Here is a 22,273-nt window from a genome sequence, read left to right on the forward strand (position 1 = left end):
GGCCGGTGCGGTGACGTCGGGGGTCACTTGGATTCAGCCTGTCCGAGCGGGTGGGGTCCGGCTGTGAGCAGCTCACGCGCCGTGTGCCAGGCGGGATCTTCGGGGTGGAGCTCGGTTCGGAGGTAGGCCCAGGTGAGTCGCTGGACTGCGGCGACTCGCTCGGGGTTCTCGTCCGTGGTCTCGGCGACGTCGTATCCGGAGATCCCGCCGAGTCCGTGGCCGGCGTCGAACAGGGTGAGCAGGGTCTTGGGGCCGGGGGCGAGGTGGTAGGGGTCGGCGTGCCAGTCCGGACCCATCTCCGTGAAGTGCCGGGAGTCGTCCTTGTCGCCGGCAACGACCAGTGCGGGGGTGGTCATCGTGGAGAAGTCCATGGTCCGGAGGAACGGCACGTTCTCGGCCATGGGCCCGTTCAGGGCGTCGCCGCCTCTGCCGGGTGCGGCCAGCAGCACACCCGCCTTGATCCGGGGCTCGATGAGGTTCGCTTCCTCTCCGGTGTCGGGGTCGGTGAGCCTGGCGCCCAGCAAGAGGCTGGTGGTGTGGCCGCCGAGCGAGTGTCCGACGGCGGCGACCTTGCTGTGGTCCATGCGGCCGGCGAGCTGCGGCACGGCGCCTTCGATCACGTCGAGCCGGTCGAGTATGTGCTTCATGTCCTCGGCGCGTGAACGCCAGAAAAGGGCTGCTCCGGGGGCGCCGGTGTGCAGGTGGCTCAGCGTCCTGGAGCTGAGGTGAGTGGGCTGGATGACGACGAACCCGTGCGCCGCCCAGAAGTTGGCGAGTGGCGCGTAGCCGTTCAGCGAGGAGAGGTGGTGGGAGGGGCCGTGGCCGTGGGAGAGGAGGATGACGGGCAGGTCGGTTCCGGTCGCGGGTGCGGAGACGCGCATGTGGAGGTCCACGGGGCGTCCGGGCGCGCGCAGCACGAGCGGGCTGAAGGAGAGGACGGGAGCGGGTGAGCCGAAGATGTCAGGTGTGGAGGTTGATCCACTCATGAGGAGGTCCCTTCGATGGCGTCCGCTGTCGGCCGGTGGCAGGAAGGCGCGCAGGAGCGCAGAGGCGCCCGGCTTCAGCTAAGGTGAGAACCGGATCGGCGTTCCGCTTAAACATACGGAACACTGTTCCGATTCGTCAACGGTCATGGGAAGGAGAGTGCGGTGTCCGCTGCACGCCAGTCCGGGGAGGTGCCGGCCCGGACCAAGCGCGCCGACGCCGTGCGCAACCAGCAGACGCTGCTTGCCGCCGCCGCCGAGGTGTTCGTCACCTCGGGCGTCGATGCGCCGATCCGTGAGATCGCGGCCAGAGCCGGCGTCGGGTTGGGGACGATCTACCGCCACTTCCCGACGCGGGCGGACCTGGTCGTCGCCGTCTATCGCCACCAGGTCGAGGCATGTGCCGAGGCCGGCCCGAGCCTTCTGGCCAGTGCGGACTCACCACTCTCCGCGCTGCGCGAGTGGATCGACCTCTTCGTCGACTTCCTGATCACCAAGCACGGACTCGCCAACACCCTGCAGTCGGACAGCAGCGGCTTCACCGCGCTGCACACCTACTTCGTCGACCGCCTGGAGCCCGTCTGCGCGCAGTTGCTCGACGCGGCGGTCGACGCGGGGGAAATCAGGCCGGGCACGCGGCCCTACGAGCTGATGCGCGGCATCGGCAATCTCTGCATCGGACGTGACAGCGACCCGCGCTACGATCCCCGCCGCGTGATCGACCTGCTTCTTCACGGACTACGGCGACCGCAGACCTCCTGATGCCGAACGACGGTGACGTACGAAGCCGGATGCGGCCTCCTTCACCGGCTGACCGACTCCCGTCCGCCGGTGCTGTCGATGTTCTCCTCGACCCACGTGCGCAGCAGGTTGAGCGGTACGGCGGCGCTCTTGCCGAGGGCGGTGAGGGAGTACTCGACATGGAGCGGCACGGCCGGGTAGACGGTCCTGTCGAGGAGTCCGAAGTCCTCCAGGCGGCGGAGGGTCTGGGTGAGCACCTTGGGGCTGACGCCCTGGAGCCTGCGCTGGAGCACACCGAACCGCTGCGGGCCTTCCTCGAGTGCGCCGATGGCCAGAGCCGACCACTTGTTGGCCAGTAGGTCGAGCAGGGCTCGGCAGGGGCACTGCGCGGCGTAGACGTCGTGGTGCGAGTGCTGGCCGGTCGGGCAGTTGGTCGTCATTCGTACGCTCCTCACCTGGATGCTTCCCAAGGGGAAGTAGTTCCCCTTGCGGGTAACTACGCCCTCGGACCTAGCGTCATTCCCGTCAGCGCGGAGACCGGGGAACGGTCCTCCGCACCATGCGATGTCGAGGGATGAGGCATGTCCGAGGAGAAGACGATGCGTGCGGTGGTCCAGGACGGTTTCGGGGGCCCGGAGGTGCTGGGGGTCCGGGAGGTGCCCCGGCCGGAGCCGCTGCCGACGGAGGTGCTGGTGCGCGTGCACGCCGCCGGCGTGAACCCGGTGGACTGGAAGACCCGTGGCGGCACCGGCATGGCCCCAGTCCTGGGCCGGCCGCCGTTCGTGCTCGGCTGGGACGTCTCCGGCGTGGTGGAAGCGGTCGGCTTCGGCGTGACCACGCTGAAGGCCGGCGACGAGGTCTACGGGATGCCGTGGTTCCCGCGCGCCGCGGGCGGCTACGCCGAGTACGTCACCGCCCCCGCCCGCCAGTTCACCCGTAAGCCCGCCACCGTGAGCCACGAGCAGGCCGCCGCCGTGCCGCTCGCGGCGCTGACCGCCTGGCAGGCTCTGGTGGACACCGCCGACGTCAGGGCCGGACAGCGCGTGCTGGTCCACGCCGCCGCCGGAGGAGTGGGCCACTTCGCGGTCCAGTTCGCCAAGCACCTGGGCGCCCACGTCATCGCCACCGCCAGCAGTGCCCGCCACGCTTGGCTCAAGGAGCTGGGTGCCGAAGAGGTCATCGACTACACCGCCGCCCGCTTCGAGGACGTCGTGTCCGACGTGGATGTGGTCATCGACCTGGTCGGCGACAGCCACGACAGGACGAGCCTGCGCTCGCTGGAGGTCCTGCGCCCGGACGGTCTCCTCGTCGCCGTCCCGGCCGGCGTCTCACCCGAACTGGCCGCCGCCGCACAGGACCGCGGGGTCCGGGTCACGCCGTTCCTGGTGGAGCCGGACGGTCCGGCCCTGGCCCGTATCGCCGGGCTCGTCGACGCCGGGGAGGTCATGGTCGAGGTCGAGGAGGTGTTCCCGCTGGAGCGGGCCGCCCAGGCGCACGCTCGGGGTGAGAACGGCCGCACCCGCGGCAAGCTCGTCCTCCGCACCGCGATCTGATCCCCTCTCACGTCCCGCAGCAGCGACCGATCCACAACGACAGGAGCACGCAGATGTTCTACGAGATCCGCCGTTACCAGAGCCAACCCGGACGCCGCGACGCATGGATCCGCTACATGGAGGACGTGGTCATCCCGTTCCAGGCGTCCAAGGGCATCGATGTCGTCGCCTCGTTCACCGACGAGCAGGACGACGACGGCTACGTCTGGATCCGGCGCTTCGACGACGAGGCCCAGCGCGAGGAGCAGTACGCGGCCGTGTACGACTCCGACCGCTGGAGGAACGAGATCGGCCCGGTGGTCCACGAACTGCTGATCCCCGAGGAGTCCCTCGTCACCCGTGCCATCCCGACCCCTGCCTCACCGTTGCAGTAAGCCCACCGTGCAAAAGGAACCCCATGAGCACCGACACCCTCCCGTCCACGTCGTCCCCGGCGTCATCGATCACCCGGGCCGCGGCCGGCGCGCTGATCGCGGCCGTACACGCGGCCGCTGAGCGGATCGGCTTCGAGGCAGCCGTCGCCGTCACCGATGCCGGCGGTCATCTGAAGGCGTTCGACCGCACCGACGACACCCCCTTCCTCACCGCCGAGGTCGCCGTCGACAAGGCGTGGACCGCCGCGTCGTTCCGGATCGCCACCCACGTGTGGAACGATCACCTGGCCAACCGCCAGATCGCACCCCTGGCCCACCACCCCCGCCTGACGGCGGTCGGCGGCGGCTACCCGATCACCGCCGGCGGTCGGTGCATCGGCGGCCTGGGCATCTCCGGCGGCACGTACGAGCAGGACCAGCAGGCTGCCGAGGAGGCCCTGTCGGCCCTCGGCTTCGACCTGCCCTGACGCCCCGTCGGCTGCCGGCCGGGCGGCAACCGACACCAGAGGGCGCGGCAGTACCGGCGATCGGCGGTGATACAAGGTCCCGCAACCGTGCCGTGCCCTGGCCGACGATGACTTCGGTCTCGCCCGGCCGTACACGTCGGTGGTGCCGACGAAGTCGATGCCCGCGTCCAGCGCCCGGTGGATCACGCGACCGCAGGAGCAGTGGCCGGGGTCGGCCACCGGGGCGGACCTTGCTTCTCGTGTGCCGGGCCGGCCGCGTCAGCCGTTGCAGGGAGCGGTGACGTCCAGGACCCAGGTGACCGGGTGTGAGTAGTTGACGTACAGGAAATCCCGGTGAGAACGATCATGGTCGGCTAGCACATGGCGTATGGCTGCCGCTGGGGTTCGAGGAAAGATCGCCGGGCAGTGAAGGGCGCTGGCTACGGTCCGCCTCGTGCCGGTGGAATTTCTGACTGATGAGCAGGCCAAGGCGTACGGGACGTTCACCGAGGCACCTACGCGCCCGGAGCTGGAGCGGTTCTTCTTCCTCGACGATGACGACCGTGATCTGATCGCGTTGCGGCGTACGGACGCGCACCGGCTGGGGATGGCGGTGCAGATCTGCACGGTCCGCTATGTCGGCCGGTTCTTGGGCGAGGACCCTCTGGCGGTGCCGCGGGAGGCGGTGGAGTACCTGGCCGGGCAGCTCGGTATCGGCGACGCCTCGTGTGTCAAGCGGTACGCCGAGCGGCGCTCGACGGTGTACGAGCACGCGGGGCAGATCCAGGAGCGGTTCGGGTACCGCGACTTCACCGACCGCGAGTGGGGGCGGGCCTTCCGGGGCTTCCTGTACGGGCGGGCGTGGACGCACGCCGAGGGGCCGGTGGCGCTGTTCAACCACGCGGTGACGTGGCTGCGGAGGAACCGGGTGCTGCTGCCGGGGGTGTCGGTGCTGGCGGGACCGCGATGGTGCGGGCGATGGAGCGGGTGGAGGAGATCTCGTCGTTCGCGCTCGGACGGGTGAACCTGTCCCGGGTGCCGGTGAACAGACTGTCCGCGCTGGCCCGGTACGGGCAGCTGAGCAAGGCGCAGACGATTCTGCGGGCGCCGCAGCCGCGGCGCACGGCGCTGCTGACGGCGGTGGTGCGGCAGCTGGAGGCGCAGGCAGTCGACGACGCCTTGGACCTGTTCTCGGTGCTGATGGCGAACCGGCTGATCAGCCCGGCCCGGCGGGCGTCTGAGCGGGAGCGCCTGGCGATGCTGCCGCAGCTGGAGAAGGCGGCCCGAACCCTGGCGAAGGCGTCGAAGATCCTCACCGAGGAGCTGGACCTGGTCGCCGAGCACGACGCGGACCTGGACGTGGCGGCGCTGTGGGCGGCGGTGGAGGAGGCCGTGCCGCGTACGGCGGTGGCCGGGGCCGTCGCCACGGTGGAGGCCCTGGTGCCGGAGGACGATGGGTCGGCGGAGGCGGCGATGCGCGAGAAGCTCGCCCTGCGCTACAACACGGTGCGCCCGTTCCTGTCGCTGCTGGGCGAGTCGGAGGCACTGGGGGCGGCCCCGGCGGGCCGGCGGGTGCTGAAGGCGGTGCGCCGTCTGCCCGCGCTCTCGCGCCGACGGGTCAAGGAGCGGCCGCTGCTGCCGCGCGAGGTCGACGCCGACCTCGTCCCTGCGATGTGGCGCCGCGCGGTGTTCTCCAACGCCAAGCTGCCGCAGGGTGCGGTCGATCGGGACGCGTACGTGGTGTGCGTGCTGGAGCAGCTGCACCGCGCCCTGAACCGGCGGGACGTGTTCGCCTCCCCGTCGAACCGGTGGGCCGACCCGCGCGCCCGGCTGCTGGACGGGCCCCGCTGGGAGGCGATGCGCGCGGATGTGCTGGCGGGCCTGTCCCTGACCGAGGACGCCGGCGAGCACCTGGCCCAGCTCACCCGCGGACTCGATGCGGCGTGGCGGCAGATGGCCGACCGGCTTGCCGAGGCCGGCGCCGAGGCGAAGGTGGAGGTCGTCGTCCCTGAGGGCGGCGGCCGGGCTCGGCTGAGCGTGGACAAGCTCGGCGCGGTGGGCGAGCCGGAGTCCCTGACCTGGCTCAAGGCCACCACCGAGGCCATGCTCCCCAGGATCGACCTGCCGGACCTGTTGTTCGAGGTCCACTCCTGGACCGGGTTCCTCGACGCCTTCGGGCACGTCTCCGACCGGCGCACCCGCATGGAGGGCCTGCTCGTCTCCCTGGTCGCGCTGCTGGTCGCGCAGAGCTGCAACATCGGCCTGACCCCGGTCACCGACCCGGAGAACAAGGCGCTGACCCGCTCGCGCCTGTCCCACGTCGACCAGAACTACGTGCGCGCCGACACCATCGCCGCGGCGAACGCCGCCAGTCCCGCATCGAGCTGGCGCAGATGTGGGGCGGCGGGCTGCTCGCCTCCGTCGACGGCCTGCGCTTCGTCGTCCCGGTCAAGAGCATCAACACCGGCCCCTCGCCCAAGTACTACGGCTACAAACGCGGCGTGACCTGGCTCAACGCGGTCAACGACCAGGTCGCCGGGATCGGCGCGATGGTCGTGCGCGGCACCCCGCGTGACAGCCTCTACACCCTGGACACGCTGCTGAACCTCGACGGCGGAGTGAAGCCGGAGATGGTCGCGACCGACAACGCCTCGTACTCCGACATGGCGTTCGGCCTGTACAAGATGCTCGGCTTCCGATTCGCCCCGCGCTTCCGTGACCTGGCCGACCAGCGGTTCTGGCGGGCCGACCTGCCCGAGGGCGACAGCACGGTCGGCGGGTACGGGCCGCTGGAGGCAGTGGCCTGCAACAAGGTCAACGTGAAGCGGATCGAGACGCACTGGCCCGACATGCTCCGGGTCGCGGGATCGCTCATCACCAACCAGGCCCGGGCGTACGACCTGCTGCGGATGTTCGGCCGCGAAGGCCATCCGACCCCGCTGGGCGCGGCGTTCGCCGAGTACGGGCGGATCGACAAGACCATGCACCTGCTCGCCCTGGTCGACCCGGTCGACGACACCTACCGCCGGCTGATGAACAGGCAACTGACCGTGCAGGAGTCCCGCCACCGGCTTGCCCGCGCGATCTGCCACGGCGGCCGAGGCCAGATCCGCCAGGCCTACCGCGAGGGCCAGGAGGACCAGCTCGCCGCCCTCGGCCTGGTCCTCAACGCCGTCGTCCTGTAGACCACCCGCTACCTCGACGCCGCCGTCGCGCAGCTGCGCGCCGAAGGCCACGACATCAAGGACGAGGACGCCGCCCGCCTCTCCCCGCTCAAGGACCGGCACATCAACTTCCTGGGCCGCTACCTGTTCAACATCAAGGCCAGCGGTCCCGGCCAGGGGCTGCGCCCGCTGCGCGACCCGGACGCCGCGCAGGAGGACGAGCCGGAAGAAGGGTGAGCGGCGGCGTTCGGCTGCCGCAGGCGCAGCCCGCAGCCGCCGGCGCGGTCGCGGTGTTCTCCTCCTGGCCGGAGCAGCGGAAGGCTCGAGCCGGTCTGGGGCCCGTAGCGGTGGCCTCGTGCCGCCGCTACGCGCGGCCGGCCAGTGCATCAGTCTGCTTCGATACCTGATCAGCTGGGGAGCGTAGACCGAAAAGTCCAAACGATCATACTATCTGGTGTTCTTTGCCCAAAAGCAGCCATTTAACAGCTCTTGTCAACGATCTTGTGGTTAGCCTCGTGGCGGGCGGGCCAGAGTGCCCCACCACCTCACTCCCGGAAGGGCAACCATGACCACTACCGCCACCGACCCGATCGCTCTCAAGCTTGAAGCGCTGTTCAAAGCGACCGACACCGACAACGACGGCTACGTCGACTGGAGCGACTACCAGCGGATCATCGACCGCTACCTCAGCGCGTACAAGATCGGCAAGAAGGACCGCAAGGCGCAGTCGCTGACGATCGCGTACCAGATGTACTGGACGGAGCTCCTGCGCCACGCGGGCGGCAACGACCGCCTGGACCGGGAGCAGTTCGCCCTCGCCAACCGCGCGTCGAGCGTCGACACCAGCCGCTACAACATGATGGAGTGCATCCCGCACGCCATCTTCGACATCGCGGACACCGACGGCGATAACTGCATCAGCAAGTCGGAGTTCAAGCAGTTCCTGGACCTGTTGTGGAACAGCAAGGCGCCGGACGCGATGGACACCTTCGCGCGGTTGGACACCGACGGTGACGGCGTCATCAGCCGCCACGAGTACATCCGCGCGATCAGGGAGTTCTTCCACTCGCCGGACCTGGACGTCCCCGGCAGCCTGTTCTTCGGGCACCTGTCCGCCTGACGCACGGTCCGCAGCCAGCACGGCGGACCCTGCCGGATATTCGCTTGCTGTGATGCGGCGCGGTCGTTGCCGTGCGCAGCCGCTTGGTCGGCGTCCACGCAGCGTTCCGGCCCGGAACCATGAATGGTGGCTCCGGGCCGGAACGCTGCGCACTGTACGGGTCTCGTCATCGGCGCAACAGCAGCGGCCCCGGCGCCGGAGGCGACCTGGACATACGCCGCATGCAGGGCGGGGGCGAGTTCTCTCACAAACGGTCCTTTGCGCGAGCAAGATCAATCACGGGCCGCCGGACCCCCGCCGACCCCGTATTCGTTCGCAGAACCTGTTCTCACTCAAAAGCGGGCCTGACCCTCTTCTGAGACTTGCATTGTGCGAAAATCCGGACCCATGACGGACCCTCAGCAACCTTCTCCGACCGGCCGGTCGGACGCCGACGATGTCGAGCAGCACGCCTGTCCGAAGTGTGACGCCCAGCCCGGCTCGCCGTGCCGCTCGCGCGGCGGCGCGGTCGCCTCCGCCTACCACACCCGCCGCTTCACGATGGTGCCCCGGCTGAAGAAGGAGCTGCGGGTGCAGACCCCGGCCGACCGGGGTGCGGGCCGGCCGTGACGGCCGGGCACCCCGCCGCTGGCGCCGATCGACCCGGGCCTACCGAGCGCGGACATCCGTATCGGGTACGCGAGGTGCTCGACCCTCGGGCAGGAACTCGACTCCCAGCTCGACGCGCTCAGCAAGCACGGCATCCCCAGGGACAAGATCTTCAGCGAGAAGATCAGCACCCGGGTACGGGTCCGCCCGAAGTTCGAGGAGGCGCTGCGGACTGCCCGGGAGGTCAAGGCGCACGCCCCGCACTGCCGGGTCATCTTCCCCGTGTACGAGATGAAGCGGCTCGGGCGGGACGCCGCCGAGCTGACCGCGCTCGCTGACCACCTCACCGCGCACGGCCTGGTGCTGGAGATGCTGGCCGGGCCCCTGCCCGGGATCTACGACCCGACCGGGCCGGGGAAGCTGCTGTTCGCGTTCTTCGCGGCGATGGCGGAGACCGAACGGGAGAACATCCGGGAGTCGACGCTCGAAGGGCTCGACACCGCGGCCCGCAAGGGCAAGCACGGAGGCCGGCCGCCCGTCATCACCGAGGACATGCTCCACACCGTGCTGCGGCGCCGGGCGAACGGGGAGTCCGTCGAGCAGATCCAGCCCGACCTGATCATCCCCACCGGCAAGCGCAAGGGACAGAACCCCTCCGTCGCCAGCATCTACCGGGCGCTGGCCGAGCACGCCAAGCGCGAGGCGTACCCCGAAGCCGTCGAACAGGCCCACGCCGACTTCGCCGCCCTCCAGACCGACGGCGTCCCCCGGCCCAGTCCGGACGCCGCGGCGCTCAGCTCGTGACCATGATCGTTCTCATCGGGATTTCCTGTACGCCAACTACTCACACCCGGTGACGCCGAAGCGGTCGGTGAGCATGCCGTACAGCGGTGCCCACGGCGCGGCCTCCAGGGGGCGCACCACCGTCGAGCCTTCCGACAGGTTCTGCCACAGGGCGCTGATCTCGCCGGCGTCGTCGCCGCGCACGGAGACGAAGAAGGGATTCTCGCCCCGGTTCCAGGGCAGCTGGGAGGGCACGTCGTAGGCCATGACGTGGAACCCGTCGTCCCCGGCCACCTCGCCCCACATCACCCAGTCCGCCTCGTTCTCGTTCTGCACGTTGCCGGCGTCCCTGTACGTGACTGGCGGACCTTCCGCGCCGACCGCATACGGCCGCGCACACCCACCGGCCCCCGCTTCACGCCACGCGAACTCCCCGGAGGCTACGTGTCCGCCTTCATCGTGAGCCGGTTCCGCGGCTCCGGCGGCACCACCGACTGGCCCTGCCAGGGCGAAGTCGTCCTCAACCTCCCTGCCACCACTGTCGCCCCCTTCGCCCATGACGGAATCGTCGAAGAACTCGGCCCCGACCGCTGCCGGCTCACCTTGGGATCCTGGTCATGGACGGGCCTGGCCGCCGCCATCGGCCGCTTCGACACCGACATCGAGGTTGTCGGCCCACCCGAACTCAACGACGCATTCGCCCACCTCGCCACCCGCTACGCCAACGCCGCCCGCACCGCCCCCTCCTGATCCCGAGTAGAAGTTCCCCTGCTCAGCCACTGGACCGGTTGGCGGCATGGGCGTCGGCGAAGTCCCATACTGCGGCGAGGAGTTGCCCGGGGGTCTCGATCTGGGGCATGTGGCCGGTGCGGAGGAGCAGTTCGAACCGGGAGCCGGGGATGGCGTCGGCGTACGCGCGTCCGTACGCGGTGTCGACGACCTGGTCGCTCTCGCCCCACGCGACGAGAACCGGGTGCGTGACCTTGGCCAGGCGCTCGCGCAGGGTGGGGTCGGCCATGGCGTGCGGGCCTGAATAGACCTGCAGTGCCGCGCGGTTGGCCACGGCCGCCGCGCGCTGCTCGTCGGAGAACGTGCTGGGGTCGACGCGGAACTTCTCGACATCGTGGAAGGAGAGAGCGGACAGTTCGGCGGGCGTCAGGGTGAAGGGGTCGGCGATCGGGTGGCCGGGGACGTGGATGCCGGCGGCGTTGACGAGGACGACACTGCCGATCCGGTCGCTGCCGAGCAGGGCCATCTCGGCGGCGATCCAGCCGCCTATGGAGTTGCCGACGACGGTGACGTCGCTCAGGCCGAGTTCGTCCAGCAGTCGTAGGTAGACCTGGGCGAGGGTGGGAACGTCGGTCAGCCAGTCGGGCCTGGCGGTGCCGCCGAAGCCGGGATGGACCGGGGTGATGACGCGGGCCGGCCGCTGGTCAGCGAGGAGTCCGGCGAACCCGGCGACGGTCTGCGGGCCGCCGCCACCGTGCAGGAGGAGGAAGGGGCGGCCGTCACCCTGCTCGTCGACGGTGAGGTCGACGTCGCCGGAGTCGAGGGTGAGGGTGAGGGTGCGGGCGGTGTTGGCCATGTAGTTCTCCGAACCGGTTACTGGAGTGTGGGATTGGTGACCTGAGCGGTTACGCGTAGTCGGTTGCCGGAACGGTGGCGTACCGGCTCATCACCTCGACCGTCGCCTGCGGGGTCAGCTCCTGGCCGCCGGCGATCATGTCCCGCAGGTCGCGGAAGTACTGCACGTAGAGGTCGGGTGTGAAGGTGTTGAGCATCACCGCGGGCTCGTCGCCGGGGTTGGCGAAGGTGTGCGGGGCGCCTGGCGGGATCATCGCGAGCGTGCCGGCGGGTGCGACGTGGGTCGTCTCGCCGATGGTGAAGTGCACGGTGCCAAAGACGACGTAGAAGCCCTCGTCGTGCTGGGCGTGGCGGTGTTGCGGGGGTCCTTCGGTGTGCGGGGCGAGGGTGATCTCGGCCATGCCGATCCGGTGACCGGTGGTGCTGCCGTCTTCCAGGATGCGGATCTGTGCCGGTCCGAGGCGGATCGTCTCGCCGTCGTCCGGGCCGACCAGGGAAGCCTCGTTCATTGCCCTCTCCTTCATGAGAGTCAGCTCTCACGAAGGAGCGTAGAGAGTCGATTCTCTTTATGCAAGTGAACTCTCATGATGAGAGTCGGCGATGATAAAGTTGCCGCGGACGCACGGGCACGAAAGGGGAGGGACCGATGGCGACGACGACGCAGACCGGCACCGGCCGCAGCAACCAGAAGAGGCGCACGCGCGCCGCGATCGTCGAAGCAGCTCGCGAACTCATCGCCTCGGGCGGCGAGGTGACCATGCCCGCGATCGCACGCGCCGCCCTGGTCTCCGAGGCCACCGCCTACCGCTACTTCCCCGACCTCCCCTCGCTGATCGGCGAGGCTCTGGCCGGTGCCTGGCCACCCCCCGCCGAGGCTCTCGCCCCGGTCGCGGACTCCACCGACCCCGCCGAACGAGTCGCCTTCGCCTGCGAGTTCCTGCTGCGCGGCATACTCCGGCGCCAGGGGGCGGTGCGCGCCATGATCGCGGCCACCATCACCCGCCCCGAGGCGGCGACCGCGAGGCCCGGTATCCGTTTCGGGCTGATCGACCACGCGCTCGCCCCTCTGGAGGAAACGCTGGGGGCGACGGACCCTGAATCCTTCTCCCAGCTGAAGCGGGACCTGGCCGTGGTCGTCAGCGCCGAAGCCCTGTTCACCCTCACCGATTTGTGCGGCCTCGCCCCCGACGTCGCCATCGCGAGCGCGGTACGCACGGCGACCACGCTGACCGAAGCCGCGGTGCGCGCGGTCGCGCGGGGGTGAACCGGCAACCGTCGCCGTGGTCGGTGACTCCGCGGATGCGGGCCCGGCCGCGCCACTGCTGGTGTCCGCCCGCGACTACCGGGGCACAGCCGACGCTTCGGATCCACAAGATCTCCGAGATCGGCGCCCGCCCCGACGGCAACATGGCCGCCAACAGCCGAGAAGCCCTCGCCTGGACTGCCTGGCTGGCCACGGCGGGGCGTTGGTCGGCAGCCTGTCGAAGGCGGGGCCGTGCGGCGCCTTCAGACCGGGGCCACCGCGATGGTTCCGAGGGTCGGCCATCAAGAGCCGCAGCTGCTCCGAGTGAATCGCGTACAAGGCGCCTGACCCGCAAAAGGACCGGGCAGGCGCCTCTTCCTGGCCTCTAGAAGAAGCCGAGCCTCTTCGGCGAGTACGACACCAGCAGGTTCTTCGTCTGCTGGTAGTGCTCCAGCATCATCTTGTGCGTCTCACGGCCGATCCCGGACTGCTTGTAGCCGCCGAACGCCGCGTGGGCCGGGTAGGCGTGGTAGCAGTTGGTCCACACGCGGCCCGCCTGGATCGCGCGGCCGGCGCGGTAGGCGGTGGTGGCGTCCCGGGTCCAGACGCCCGCGCCGAGGCCGTACAGCGTGTCGTTGGCGATCTTGATGGCGTCGTCGAAGTGGTCGAACGAGGTCACCGAGACGACCGGGCCGAAGATCTCCTCCTGGAAGATCCGCATACGGTTGTCACCCTCGAAGATGGTCGGCTGGACGTAGTAGCCGCCCTTCAGTTCGCCGTCGTGCTCGATGCGTTCGCCGCCGATGAGGACCTTCGCGCCTTCCTGCCGGCCGATGTCCAGGTAGGAGAGGATCTTCTCCAGCTGGTCGTTGGAGGCCTGGGCGCCGATCATCGTGTCGGTGTCGAGCGGGTGCCCCGGCTTGATCTGCCGCGTCCGTTCGACCGCCGCCTGGAGGAACTCCGCGTAGTGGCCGCGCTGGACCAGTGCCCGGGACGGGCAGGTGCAGACCTCGCCCTGGTTGAGCGCGAACATGGTGAAGCCCTCAAGCGCCTTGTCGCGGAAGTCGTCGTCGTGGGCCCACACGTCGTCGAAGAAGATGTTCGGCGACTTGCCCCCGAGTTCCAGGGTGACGGGCTTGATGTTCTCGGAGGCGTACTGCATGATCAGCCGCCCGGTCGTGGTCTCCCCGGTGAACGCGACCTTCGCCACGCGCGGGCTGGACGCCAGCGGCTTACCCGCCTCCACCCCGAAGCCGTTGACGATGTTCAGCACACCCGGCGGCAGCAGATCAGCGATCAGACCGACCCAGTAGTGGATGGAGGCGGGCGTCTGCTCGGCGGGCTTGAGGACGACCGCGTTGCCCGCGGCGAGCGCCGGCGCCAGCTTCCACGCCGCCATCAGGATCGGGAAGTTCCACGGGATGATCTGCGCGACGACCCCGAGCGGCTCGTGGAAGTGGTAGGCCACCGTGTCGTCGTCGATCTCGCTGAGTGAGCCCTCCTGCGCCCGGATCGCCCCCGCGAAGTAACGGAAGTGGTCGATCGCCAGCGGAATGTCGGCCGCCAGCGTCTCGCGGACCGGCTTGCCGTTCTCCCAGCTCTCCGCCACCGCGAGGGCTTCGAGGCTGGCCGCCATGCGGTCGGCGATCTTCAGCAGGATGTCGCTGCGCTCCGTCACCGACGTACGGCCCCACCCCGGCGCGGCCTCGTGCGCCGCGTCCAGTGCCCGCTCGACGTCCTCCGCCGTGCCGCGGGCGATCTCCGTGAACGGCTGTCCGTTGACCGGCGACGGATTCTCGAAGTACTGCCCGCGCCGCGGCGGCACGTACTCGCCGCCGATGAAGTGGTCGTAGCGCGCCTGGTAGGAGACGATCGCGCCCTCGGTGCCCGGCGCCGCGTAACGAGTCATGCTGGGTCTGCCTCCCGGTGCAGCGCTGCCCGCCGTTGGGCAGCTCTCGGCGCGAGGCTAGGCGGACGGACGTTGCAAGTACGTTGCGCCGCGGGTCCGCGGCCATGCCCGGCCGGCCGGTGCCGTCAGCTCGGCCTCCAGCGCGGCGAGCCGTGCCCGCACCGGCGCCGTGGGCCGCAGCGCGGCGAGCGCCCGCCACACCTCGACGTCGTCCTCGCCCCACGGCGTGCGCACCCAGTCCGCCAGCAGGTCCGGGTCACGGTGGGCGATCAGCGCCGTCCGCAGTCCACCGGCGAGACGGTCCCGCAGCCGTACGATCGCCGGGGCCTGCGAACCGGGCAGCAGCGGACCGGTGTACGCCTCGGCCGCCGCCGTGACCGCTCCCGCCCCCAGCCACCGCTCCACCGCGGTCACGTCCGACTCGACCGCGGCCGTGAGCCGGTACGGTCGCGAGGCGAGCAGGCCGGGGTCCAACAGCTTGCGCAACCGGGCCAGTTCGGCACGCAGGGTCACCGGGGTCACCGACTCGTCCGCGTAGAGGGCGCACAGCAGCTCGTCACCCGTCAGTCCCTCGGGGTGCCGGGCGAGGAGGACGAGGATCTCGCTGTGCCGGCGGCTGAGCCGGGTCTGTCGGCCGGCCAGGACGATGTCCGCCTCGTCCCGGCCCAGCGCATCGAGCAGGAGCGTGTCCGCGGTGCCCCGCGCCGGTGCGAGCAGTGCGAGCTGCGCCTCCGCGGCCCGCGCCACCGCCTGCACGAAGCCCAGGCTGTGCGGATGCGCCAGCCCGTCCCCGCCGGTGATGTCCACGGCGCCCAGGACCCGGCCGGTGCGCGGATCGTGCACCGGGGCCGCCGCGCAGGTCCACGGCTGCACCCGCCGTATGAAGTGCTCCGCGGCGAACACCTGCACCGGCCGGTCCACGGCGACCGCGGTGCCGGGCGCATTGGTGCCGACCGCGCTCTCCGACCAGCGCGCCCCGGGTACGAAGTTCATCCCGTCAGCCCGGCGCCGGGTCGCCCGGTGACCCTCGACCCACAGCAGCCTGCCCTGCGCGTCGCACACCGCCAGCAGATGCTCCCCGTCGGCGGCGAACGTACCCATCAGCTCCCGGAACAGCGGCATCACCCGGGCCAGCGGGTGCTCCGCCCGGTACGCGCCGAGGTCGGCCTCGGTCAGCTCCACGCCGGCGGTGCCGTCCGGCCCGACACCGGCCCGCGCACTGCGCCGCCACGACTCCGCCACGACCGACCGCACCGGGCGCGGCACCGTGCCCGCCGTGGTGAACGTCTCGTGCGCCCTGCGCAGCACACGGACCCGCTCGGCGGGATCGGCTCCCGGCTCCAGGGCCACCCACGGATCGGTCAACTCGGCCTCCCCGGACCGCGAAACGGTGTTGTCGGTCCTGCGACCATCGTCTTCCCGCTAGGCGAAGTTGACCAGTCTCAGGTAGCGGACCCAGTCCCAGCCTGGGCCGGGGTCGGTGTGGTCGGTGCCGGGCACCTGATAGTGGCCGATGATGTGCTCCCTGTCCTTCGGGATGCCGTACTTGGTGCAGATCGCCGCCGTGAGCTTCGCCGACTGCTCGTACAGGGCATTGGTGAAGTAGGCCGGCTGGTCCACCCACCCTTCGTGTTCGATGCCGATGCTGCGGGTGTTGTAGTCCCAGTTCCCGGCGTGCCAGGCGATGTCCGCCTCGTGCACGCACTGGGCGACGTGTCCGTCCGCCGAACGGACCAGATAGTGCGCGGACACCTTCTTCTGCGGGTTGCCGAAGATCGTCAGCGTGTTGGCGTACGTCTCCTCCGTGACGTGGATGATCACGCGGTCGATGGTGTAGTCGCCCGGGCGGTCGGACGCGGTGTAGTTGGAGGTGCTCGCCGGCCGCCACTCGGCGGGCGGGTAGTCGACGGCCTCGGGCTGTGCACCGGCGCGTGGGACGGGAGGCAGCGTGCCGGGGACGGCGGCGAGCGCCGCGCCCTTCAGCAGCCGGCGTCTGCTCAGGCGCGGCTGCGCCGTGTTCGCTGGGGGTGGTGCCGCGTCTCTCGGCTGTGCGGGGTCGGCGGGGCACATATCCATCGGCGGTGCCTTTCAGGTGTGGGGGGCGTCAGGAGTCGTAGAGCGGCAGGCCCAGAGGCAGTGGGGGGCGCCTGTGGGGACCACGGCCGCGCGGATCGGGATCGGGAACGTTGCCGACGTCAGACGCGCAGTGCACGCGCGGTCTCCCGCAGCCGGGCGTGCACGCCGCGGTACGTCTCGCGCGTCGGCAGCCACTCCTTGCGGAGCTTGGCCACGCACGTGTAGTTCGTGTCGCACACGTTGGCCAACGGTGATTCGACCGCCTGGGTTGCGAATTGGTACGCGTCCGGCTCACTGAACCCGTAGTCGCGCACCAGCCACTGCACCAGGTCCAGCTGCGATATCCGGAACGCGTCCTCCAGCGGGCGTGCCGAGCCGGTCGAGATGATGTGGGTGTCCGACTCCAGCCGGGGCCACGCAGTGGCGACGTCCTTGAGGAGATCCACGATCACCACGGTGTTCATCGCGCACTCCACGGCCACGCCGCAGGTCTCGCCCTCGCCCTGTCGGGCGTGCCCGTCGCCGAGGCTGAACAGGGCACCTTCGACGTTCACGCCCAGGTAGCAGGTGACGCCGGCACGCATTTCGGGAGTGTCCATGTTGCCGCCATGGGCGTCCGGGACCAGGGCGGAGCGCACCTCCAGATTGGCCGGCGCCACGCCCACCGTGCCGTGCATGGGGTCCAGGGGCAGCTCGGCCTCGATGTCGCTGTCCTGCGCCCGGAACAGCGCGGTGCGCCGCGCACGGTCCAGTTGCCAGATCCAGACGCGCTCCGGCAGCGGGGGCTGCAGCGTGGCCGTGGTGTGGGTCGAGGTGAGCGCGCCGAAGAGCGGGACCGTCGTCGACGCCGCCCAGTCCCGGGCCGGTTCGATCGACACGAAGTGCACGGCCACGGTGTCGCCGGGCTCGGCGCCCTCGATGTGGAAGGGGCCGGTCTGCGGATTGAGGAACGGGAACTCGCACACCTCGGAGACGAGGTCCTTCTCGGAGCGTACCCGCCCGGCGAAGCAGTCCTCCGTGTACAGGTCGAGAACGGTGCCGGGCGCGATCCGCGCCACCGGCGGCGCGCCGCCGAACGTCCAGGCGTAGTCGTCCGGTTCCGGGCGCACGGTGAGGATCCGGGGGTCGGTCATCGTGGAGGTGGTCCCTTCTGACGGGCGGTCGTGGGACGGGGTCTGCGCCGGCGCGGCTCTGCGGGGCGTGACGGCTGGGTCAGCGGGGTACGGTCCCGTCCCGCCGGTCGCCGGCCGGGTCGTACGCGTCGAGGTGCACCCGAGCGGTCTCGGCCAGGCGCTCTGGGTGACGCCGTATCAGCAGGAGCAGCACCACCACGCCCCCCGTCATCCAGACGCCGACGACCGGGCCCGCGTAGGACACCGGGGCGGTCAGTTCGGTGACGAAGTCGAAGACGGGGATGCCGGCGGCCGTCAGCAGGGCGGGTATGAAGGCCACGATGCCGAGCACCGGGAACAGCAGGTGCCGTACCGGCTTGAGGGCCGCTCTTCCGGCGCGCAGGAAGTAGCCGGCGCAGGCGAGGTTCACGACGACGTAGACACCGACGACGACCGTGACGATCACCGTGGCGAGCAGGAGGAACGCGGTCACGGGGCCGTAGCCGAAACCGAGTCCCAGTACCGCCGCGACCGCCACGAGGGTCTGCAGCGCCACACCGGCCACCGGGGAGCGGTGCCGGGGGTGGAGCGTGGCGAGCAGACGGGGCAGCACCCGGATCCGGGCCAGGGCGAAGGCCGTACGGGTCGAGACGTTGGCGCACGCGTTGGCATTGGCGATCGTGGAGTTGATCACCGCAAGGAAGACCAGCACCCAGAAGAGCCCGAAGGACGCCCGGGCGACGCCGTCCCAGGATGCCGGACCCGAGGCGCCGAACTCCGCGAAGCGGTCCGGGCCGAAGTAGACGCTCATCGCATAGGTCGTGATCACGTAGAACAGACCGATCCCCAGGGCCGCTCCGAGGACCGCGCGGTGCATCGTCCGCCGGGGATCGCGTGTCTCCTCGGCGAGCGGCGCCGCCGCCTCGAACCCCGCGAACGCCAGCACCGTGTACACGGACCCGGCGAACACGCCACTGAGCCCGGCGTAACCGTCCGCGGTGTGCGAAGTGCCGAACACCGACAGGGTGTTGGCGCCGCCGGCCTTGGCCGTGAGCAGGACCGCGAACACCAGGAAGACGAGGATCTCGAAGACGCCGAGGACGGTGCCGAAGCGGGCCGAGGCACGAACACCGAGGTAACCGGCGACAGCGATCACGCCGGCCCCCGCCAGGGACCACGGCCACCACAGGCCGGCCGGATACGAGGACCATTCCTCGTGCAGCGTGCCCGCCGCAGTGAAGCCCAGCTGCAGGAGGAGCAGTGGGGGGACCAGCATCTCCACGAAGACGTAGGCCCAGCCGACGAGAAAACCGACGGCGGGGTGCAGCCCCCGCGCCGCGTACGTGGCCACCGAGCCCGCCGCGGGCAGCTCCCGGGCCAGCTCGGCCACACATGACGCGGTGAACAGACAGGCCACGAGGGCGATCAGCACCGCCAGCGGCAGGCTGCCGCCCGCGAAGGCGGCACCGGCCGGGATCGACGCGGCCACCGCGGCGGCCGGCGCCATCGCCGTGACGCTCTGGAACAGCACCTCGCGCAACCCGACGGCGTCGCGCCGCAGCGCCCCGGTCGTCCCCTCGTGCATGTCCGTCCCCCGGTGTCTGTCAGTCCACTGCCGCCCGACGTGTGTGAAATACGGTCAACCGTTCGGCACCCGCGGACTTTGACGAACCGTCGGCTGCCTCGCGTGAATCACGGTACGGCGCGGGCCGGTTGGGCAGAAGAGTGCGCGCCGGTTCCGTGGAGAAGCCCCCCACTTGTGGAAAACCGGGCCACCCGATCGGGTGAACACCGGCCGCCGCCACGCCCCGGAGGCCGGTCGAACGGGGTCCTCGCCACCGCGGACCGAGGACGCGATGCGTGACGTCAGGGGCGTTCCGCCACCATGGCCGGATCGTCCAGCACGCCCCGGACGACCGAGTGCGCCGCTCCCAGCAGGGGGCCCTCCGGGCCCAGCCGGGACACCGTCACCGGGCAGGGCGGGCCCGCCGTGCGGCCCGTCAGCTCCGCCTCAAGGGACGGCAGCAGCCAAGGGGAGAGGCCGGCCAGGGCGCCGCCGAGAACCACCTTCTCGGGGTCGAGCAGATTCACCGCCCCGGTCAGGGCGATGCCGAGCGCCGTACCGGCGTCCCGCAACGCCGCCCGTACGCCCTCGTCGCCCTGCTCGGCGCGTCCGGCGAGCAGGCCCACCAGATCCTCGCCCGGCTCCAGCCCCGCCGCACGCAGCACCGCCTCCTCGCCCGCGTACTGCTCCAGGCACCCACGGCCGCCGCACGGACAGGGCGGCCCGTCCGGCCGTACGGGCACATGGCCCAGCTCGCCCGCGAAGCCGCGGGTGCCGCGCAGCAGTCCACCGTCCACGACGACCGCGGCACCGATGCCGATCTCGGCCGACACGTGCAGGAAGTCACGCGGGGTGCCGTCACCGAGCCACAGCTCCGCGAGTGCACCGAAGTTGGCCTCGTTGTCCACGGCCGGCGGCCACGCGTCCGGCAGCAGGGCGCCGAGGTCGGTGTCGTGCCAGTCGAGGTTCGGGGCGCGCACGACCGTACGGCCGTCCCGTGCCACCAGCCCCGGCACGGCGACCGCGAGCCCGGCGGGCCACAGCGCCTCCCGCTCCGCCTCCGCGACGACCCGGTGCACCAGCTCGGTCAGCTCCTCGACCACGGGTGCGGGTGTACGGCCCCGGTTCGCTCCGTGCCGCACGGCGCGTGCGCGAACCACGCCGCGCAGGTCGACCGCGCACACCGCGAGGTGGTCGACGCCGATCTCGGCCCCGATCCCGGCCGGACCGCGGCCGCTCACCGCGAGTGCCGACCCGGGCCGGCCCACCCGGCCCGGTCGCTCCGGGCCGAGCTCCTCCAGCAGCCCCCAGCGGATCAGCTCGTCCACGAGTGTCGACACGGCCGCCCGCGTCAGCCCGATGCGGGAGGCGACCGCGGCCCGCGACAGCGAGCCCTCCGCGCTGACGGCGTGCATCACACGGGCCAGGTTGCGCCGGCGCATGCCCTGCTGGGTGTCCGGCAGGGCGCGGCCGGCGCCCGGAGGGCGGGCCTCGTGCGGCGGTGCGGTCATGCTGAAATCAGTCCCCGGTGTCTGCCGCCCCGCTTCATGGGCGCGGCGTGGTTTCCGTCCCGCGATCCAGCAGCGGGGCCGCGTCGGAGAGTACCCCGGTGATCCGCTCCAGCGTCTCCTGGTCCCGTTCCACGGCGTCCAGCACCGGGCCGGCGGTCGTGTTCCAGCGGCGGGCCACCGCGGCCGGGTCCTCGCCGGTGAGCAGGCCGGCGGCCTGTGCGGCAGCCCCGAGGGCGACCAGTTCGCGGGCCTCCGGGACCTGGACCGGCCGCCCCGACAGCCGCCGTACCGTCTGCTGCCACGCCGCCCCGCGCGCCCCGCCGCCGATCAGCAGCAGCGGGCTGCCGCGGTCGGCGTCCTGGTCCAGGACCAGGTCGAGCGCGCCGAGCAGCGCGTGCACGGCGCCGTCGTACGCGGCCTGCAGCAGCTGCCCGGCCGTCGTGTCGTGGCGCAGGCCGTGCAGCAGGCCGGAGGCGTGCGGCAGGTTCGGGGTACGTTCGCCGTCCAGGTACGGCAGCAGGGTCACCGAGCCGCCCTGTTCCACGGCCTCGCGGTCCAGGCCCACCAGCGCCGCGACGCGGTCCACGGCGAGCGTGCAGTTCAGCGTGCAGGCCAGGGGCAGCCAGTCCCCGTGGGCGTCGGCGAACCCCGCCACCGTGCCGGTCGGATCGGCCGGGCGGTGCCTGGAGACCGCGTACACCGTGCCGGACGTGCCGAGGCTGAGCACCGGGGTGCCGGGCCGCAGACCGAGGCCCAGCGCCGCCGCCGCGTTGTCGCCGGTGCCCGGGGCGACCAGGGTGCCCTTGGAGAAGGGCAGGTCGTGGCTGTCCCGCACGGTGCCGGCCACCTCGCCCGGCCGCACCACGCGGGGCAGCAGCGCCGGGTCGAGGCCGACGTGCGCGAGGGTTTCCGCGTCGTACGCCTCCGTACCGGACGCCCACCAGCCGGTGCCGGACGCGTCGCCGCGGTCGGTGGTGCCCTGCCCGGTCAGGCGCTCGGTGAGGTAGTCGTGGGGGAGCCGTACCGCCCTGGTCGCGCGGACCGACTCCGGCTCGTGCTCGGCCAGCCAGGCCCACTTGGTGACCGTGAACGACGCGCCGGGCACGCTGCCGGTGCGCTCCGCCCAGGCCTTCGGCCCGCCCAGTTCCTCCACCAGCCGGCGGGCCTGCGGCGCCGAGCGCACGTCGTTCCACAGCAGCGCCGGACGCACCGGCTCGCCCCGCTCGTCCAGCGTGACCAGGCCGTGCTGCTGACCGCCGATCGACACCGCGGCCGCCTCGTGCGCCGCGTCACCGCACTGGCTCAGTGCCTCGCACAGCGCGCCCCACCACTGACGGGGATCGCTCTCGCGGCCCGCGCCGGAGGACACGGTGTGCGGTGCCTGGCCGCGCGCCACCACCTGGCCCGTGGACGCGTCGACGACCAGTGCCTTCGTGGACTGGGTGGATGTGTCCACGCCGACGACGAGCGGACCCTCGGCTGCTGACATCGGGCTCTCCCTTTTTCGCGACGTTCGTGACGT

General features: G+C 71.2%; 20 protein-coding genes and 2 pseudogenes. 10 read left to right on the forward strand and 12 right to left on the reverse strand.

What is annotated here, in order from left to right; genetic code table 11:
• Nucleotides 1-23: 23 nt before the first annotated feature.
• The gene (locus ACZ7HQ_RS16005; RefSeq protein ID WP_470989621.1) at nucleotides 24-986 is read right to left on the reverse strand and encodes an alpha/beta hydrolase family protein; all 963 of its coding nucleotides are present in this window, start codon (nucleotides 984-986) and stop codon (nucleotides 24-26) included.
• 162 nt (nucleotides 987-1,148) lie between these two features.
• Between ACZ7HQ_RS16005 and ACZ7HQ_RS16010 the strand changes: the two genes are divergently transcribed.
• Nucleotides 1,149-1,745 (forward strand): TetR/AcrR family transcriptional regulator, encoded by a 597-nt coding sequence (locus ACZ7HQ_RS16010; protein ID WP_470989624.1) that lies wholly within the window; start codon nucleotides 1,149-1,151, stop codon nucleotides 1,743-1,745.
• Between the two features lie 41 nt (nucleotides 1,746-1,786).
• Here the strand turns inward: ACZ7HQ_RS16010 and ACZ7HQ_RS16015 are convergent, their stop codons facing one another.
• Nucleotides 1,787-2,164: a winged helix-turn-helix transcriptional regulator gene (locus ACZ7HQ_RS16015; protein ID WP_470989627.1), complete on the reverse strand. Its 378-nt coding sequence runs from the start codon at nucleotides 2,162-2,164 to the stop codon at nucleotides 1,787-1,789.
• Between the two features lie 141 nt (nucleotides 2,165-2,305).
• On the opposite strand from ACZ7HQ_RS16015, the gene ACZ7HQ_RS16020 reads away from it, so the two are divergent.
• The 7 genes and pseudogenes from ACZ7HQ_RS16020 to ACZ7HQ_RS16050 all read left to right on the forward strand — a co-directional run bounded on the left by ACZ7HQ_RS16020 (nucleotide 2,306) and on the right by ACZ7HQ_RS16050 (nucleotide 9,773).
• The gene (locus ACZ7HQ_RS16020; protein WP_470989630.1) at nucleotides 2,306-3,277 is read left to right on the forward strand and encodes an NADP-dependent oxidoreductase; all 972 of its coding nucleotides are present in this window, start codon (nucleotides 2,306-2,308) and stop codon (nucleotides 3,275-3,277) included.
• 53 nt (nucleotides 3,278-3,330) lie between these two features.
• A complete protein-coding gene (locus tag ACZ7HQ_RS16025) occupies nucleotides 3,331-3,651 on the forward strand; it encodes an NIPSNAP family protein (protein WP_470989633.1) in 321 nt (106 codons plus the stop codon).
• A 23-nt stretch (nucleotides 3,652-3,674) separates the two neighbouring features.
• On the forward strand, nucleotides 3,675-4,118 hold the full coding sequence (locus tag ACZ7HQ_RS16030; protein ID WP_470989636.1) for a GlcG/HbpS family heme-binding protein: 444 nt from the start codon (nucleotides 3,675-3,677) through the stop codon (nucleotides 4,116-4,118).
• 433 nt (nucleotides 4,119-4,551) lie between these two features.
• Nucleotides 4,552-7,498: pseudogene (locus ACZ7HQ_RS16035) on the forward strand (Tn3 family transposase).
• Nucleotides 7,499-7,826: 328 nt separating this feature from the next.
• Entirely contained in the window at nucleotides 7,827-8,381 is a 555-nt protein-coding gene (locus ACZ7HQ_RS16040) for an EF-hand domain-containing protein (protein WP_470989639.1), read from the forward strand.
• 387 nt (nucleotides 8,382-8,768) lie between these two features.
• The gene (locus ACZ7HQ_RS16045; protein ID WP_470989641.1) at nucleotides 8,769-8,990 is read left to right on the forward strand and encodes a zinc finger domain-containing protein; all 222 of its coding nucleotides are present in this window, start codon (nucleotides 8,769-8,771) and stop codon (nucleotides 8,988-8,990) included.
• A gap of 60 nt (nucleotides 8,991-9,050) precedes the next feature.
• A complete protein-coding gene (locus ACZ7HQ_RS16050) occupies nucleotides 9,051-9,773 on the forward strand; it encodes a recombinase family protein (RefSeq protein ID WP_470990677.1) in 723 nt (240 codons plus the stop codon).
• A 36-nt stretch (nucleotides 9,774-9,809) separates the two neighbouring features.
• Here ACZ7HQ_RS16050 and ACZ7HQ_RS16055 read toward each other — a convergent pair.
• A pseudogene (locus tag ACZ7HQ_RS16055) lies at nucleotides 9,810-10,115 on the reverse strand (VOC family protein); the annotation flags it as partial.
• Between the two features lie 81 nt (nucleotides 10,116-10,196).
• On the opposite strand from ACZ7HQ_RS16055, the gene ACZ7HQ_RS16060 reads away from it, so the two are divergent.
• Nucleotides 10,197-10,502, forward strand: a complete 306-nt coding sequence (locus ACZ7HQ_RS16060; RefSeq protein WP_470989643.1) for a WCX domain-containing protein — start codon at nucleotides 10,197-10,199, stop codon at nucleotides 10,500-10,502.
• A 22-nt stretch (nucleotides 10,503-10,524) separates the two neighbouring features.
• Here the strand turns inward: ACZ7HQ_RS16060 and ACZ7HQ_RS16065 are convergent, their stop codons facing one another.
• Nucleotides 10,525-11,337: an alpha/beta fold hydrolase gene (locus ACZ7HQ_RS16065; RefSeq protein WP_470989646.1), complete on the reverse strand. Its 813-nt coding sequence runs from the start codon at nucleotides 11,335-11,337 to the stop codon at nucleotides 10,525-10,527.
• A 49-nt stretch (nucleotides 11,338-11,386) separates the two neighbouring features.
• Nucleotides 11,387-11,845 carry a cupin domain-containing protein gene (locus ACZ7HQ_RS16070; protein WP_470989648.1) on the reverse strand — a complete coding sequence of 153 codons (459 nt, stop codon included), beginning with the start codon at nucleotides 11,843-11,845 and terminating at the stop codon, nucleotides 11,387-11,389.
• Between the two features lie 137 nt (nucleotides 11,846-11,982).
• On the opposite strand from ACZ7HQ_RS16070, the gene ACZ7HQ_RS16075 reads away from it, so the two are divergent.
• The gene (locus ACZ7HQ_RS16075) at nucleotides 11,983-12,600 is read left to right on the forward strand and encodes a TetR/AcrR family transcriptional regulator (protein WP_470989651.1); all 618 of its coding nucleotides are present in this window, start codon (nucleotides 11,983-11,985) and stop codon (nucleotides 12,598-12,600) included.
• A gap of 364 nt (nucleotides 12,601-12,964) precedes the next feature.
• On the opposite strand, the gene exaC is transcribed toward ACZ7HQ_RS16075, so the two are convergent.
• From exaC to xylB, 7 genes are all read right to left on the reverse strand, one after another.
• Nucleotides 12,965-14,488, reverse strand: a complete 1,524-nt coding sequence (gene exaC / locus ACZ7HQ_RS16080) for an acetaldehyde dehydrogenase ExaC (RefSeq protein WP_470989654.1) — start codon at nucleotides 14,486-14,488, stop codon at nucleotides 12,965-12,967.
• Nucleotides 14,489-14,545: 57 nt separating this feature from the next.
• The gene (locus ACZ7HQ_RS16085) at nucleotides 14,546-15,853 is read right to left on the reverse strand and encodes a winged helix-turn-helix domain-containing protein (RefSeq protein WP_470989657.1); all 1,308 of its coding nucleotides are present in this window, start codon (nucleotides 15,851-15,853) and stop codon (nucleotides 14,546-14,548) included.
• Between the two features lie 57 nt (nucleotides 15,854-15,910).
• Nucleotides 15,911-16,558 carry an N-acetylmuramoyl-L-alanine amidase gene (locus tag ACZ7HQ_RS16090; RefSeq protein WP_470990679.1) on the reverse strand — a complete coding sequence of 216 codons (648 nt, stop codon included), beginning with the start codon at nucleotides 16,556-16,558 and terminating at the stop codon, nucleotides 15,911-15,913.
• A gap of 125 nt (nucleotides 16,559-16,683) precedes the next feature.
• The gene (locus tag ACZ7HQ_RS16095) at nucleotides 16,684-17,697 is read right to left on the reverse strand and encodes an acetamidase/formamidase family protein (protein ID WP_470989660.1); all 1,014 of its coding nucleotides are present in this window, start codon (nucleotides 17,695-17,697) and stop codon (nucleotides 16,684-16,686) included.
• Nucleotides 17,698-17,776: 79 nt separating this feature from the next.
• Nucleotides 17,777-19,261, reverse strand: coding sequence for an APC family permease (locus ACZ7HQ_RS16100; protein ID WP_470989663.1), 1,485 nt, complete (start codon nucleotides 19,259-19,261; stop codon nucleotides 17,777-17,779).
• A gap of 281 nt (nucleotides 19,262-19,542) precedes the next feature.
• Nucleotides 19,543-20,751 (reverse strand): ROK family protein, encoded by a 1,209-nt coding sequence (locus tag ACZ7HQ_RS16105; protein ID WP_470989666.1) that lies wholly within the window; start codon nucleotides 20,749-20,751, stop codon nucleotides 19,543-19,545.
• 34 nt (nucleotides 20,752-20,785) lie between these two features.
• Nucleotides 20,786-22,240: a xylulokinase gene (gene xylB, locus ACZ7HQ_RS16110; RefSeq protein WP_470989668.1), complete on the reverse strand. Its 1,455-nt coding sequence runs from the start codon at nucleotides 22,238-22,240 to the stop codon at nucleotides 20,786-20,788.
• Nucleotides 22,241-22,273 lie beyond the last annotated feature (33 nt).

This window comes from Streptomyces sp. NPDC037290 (assembly GCF_055603245.1).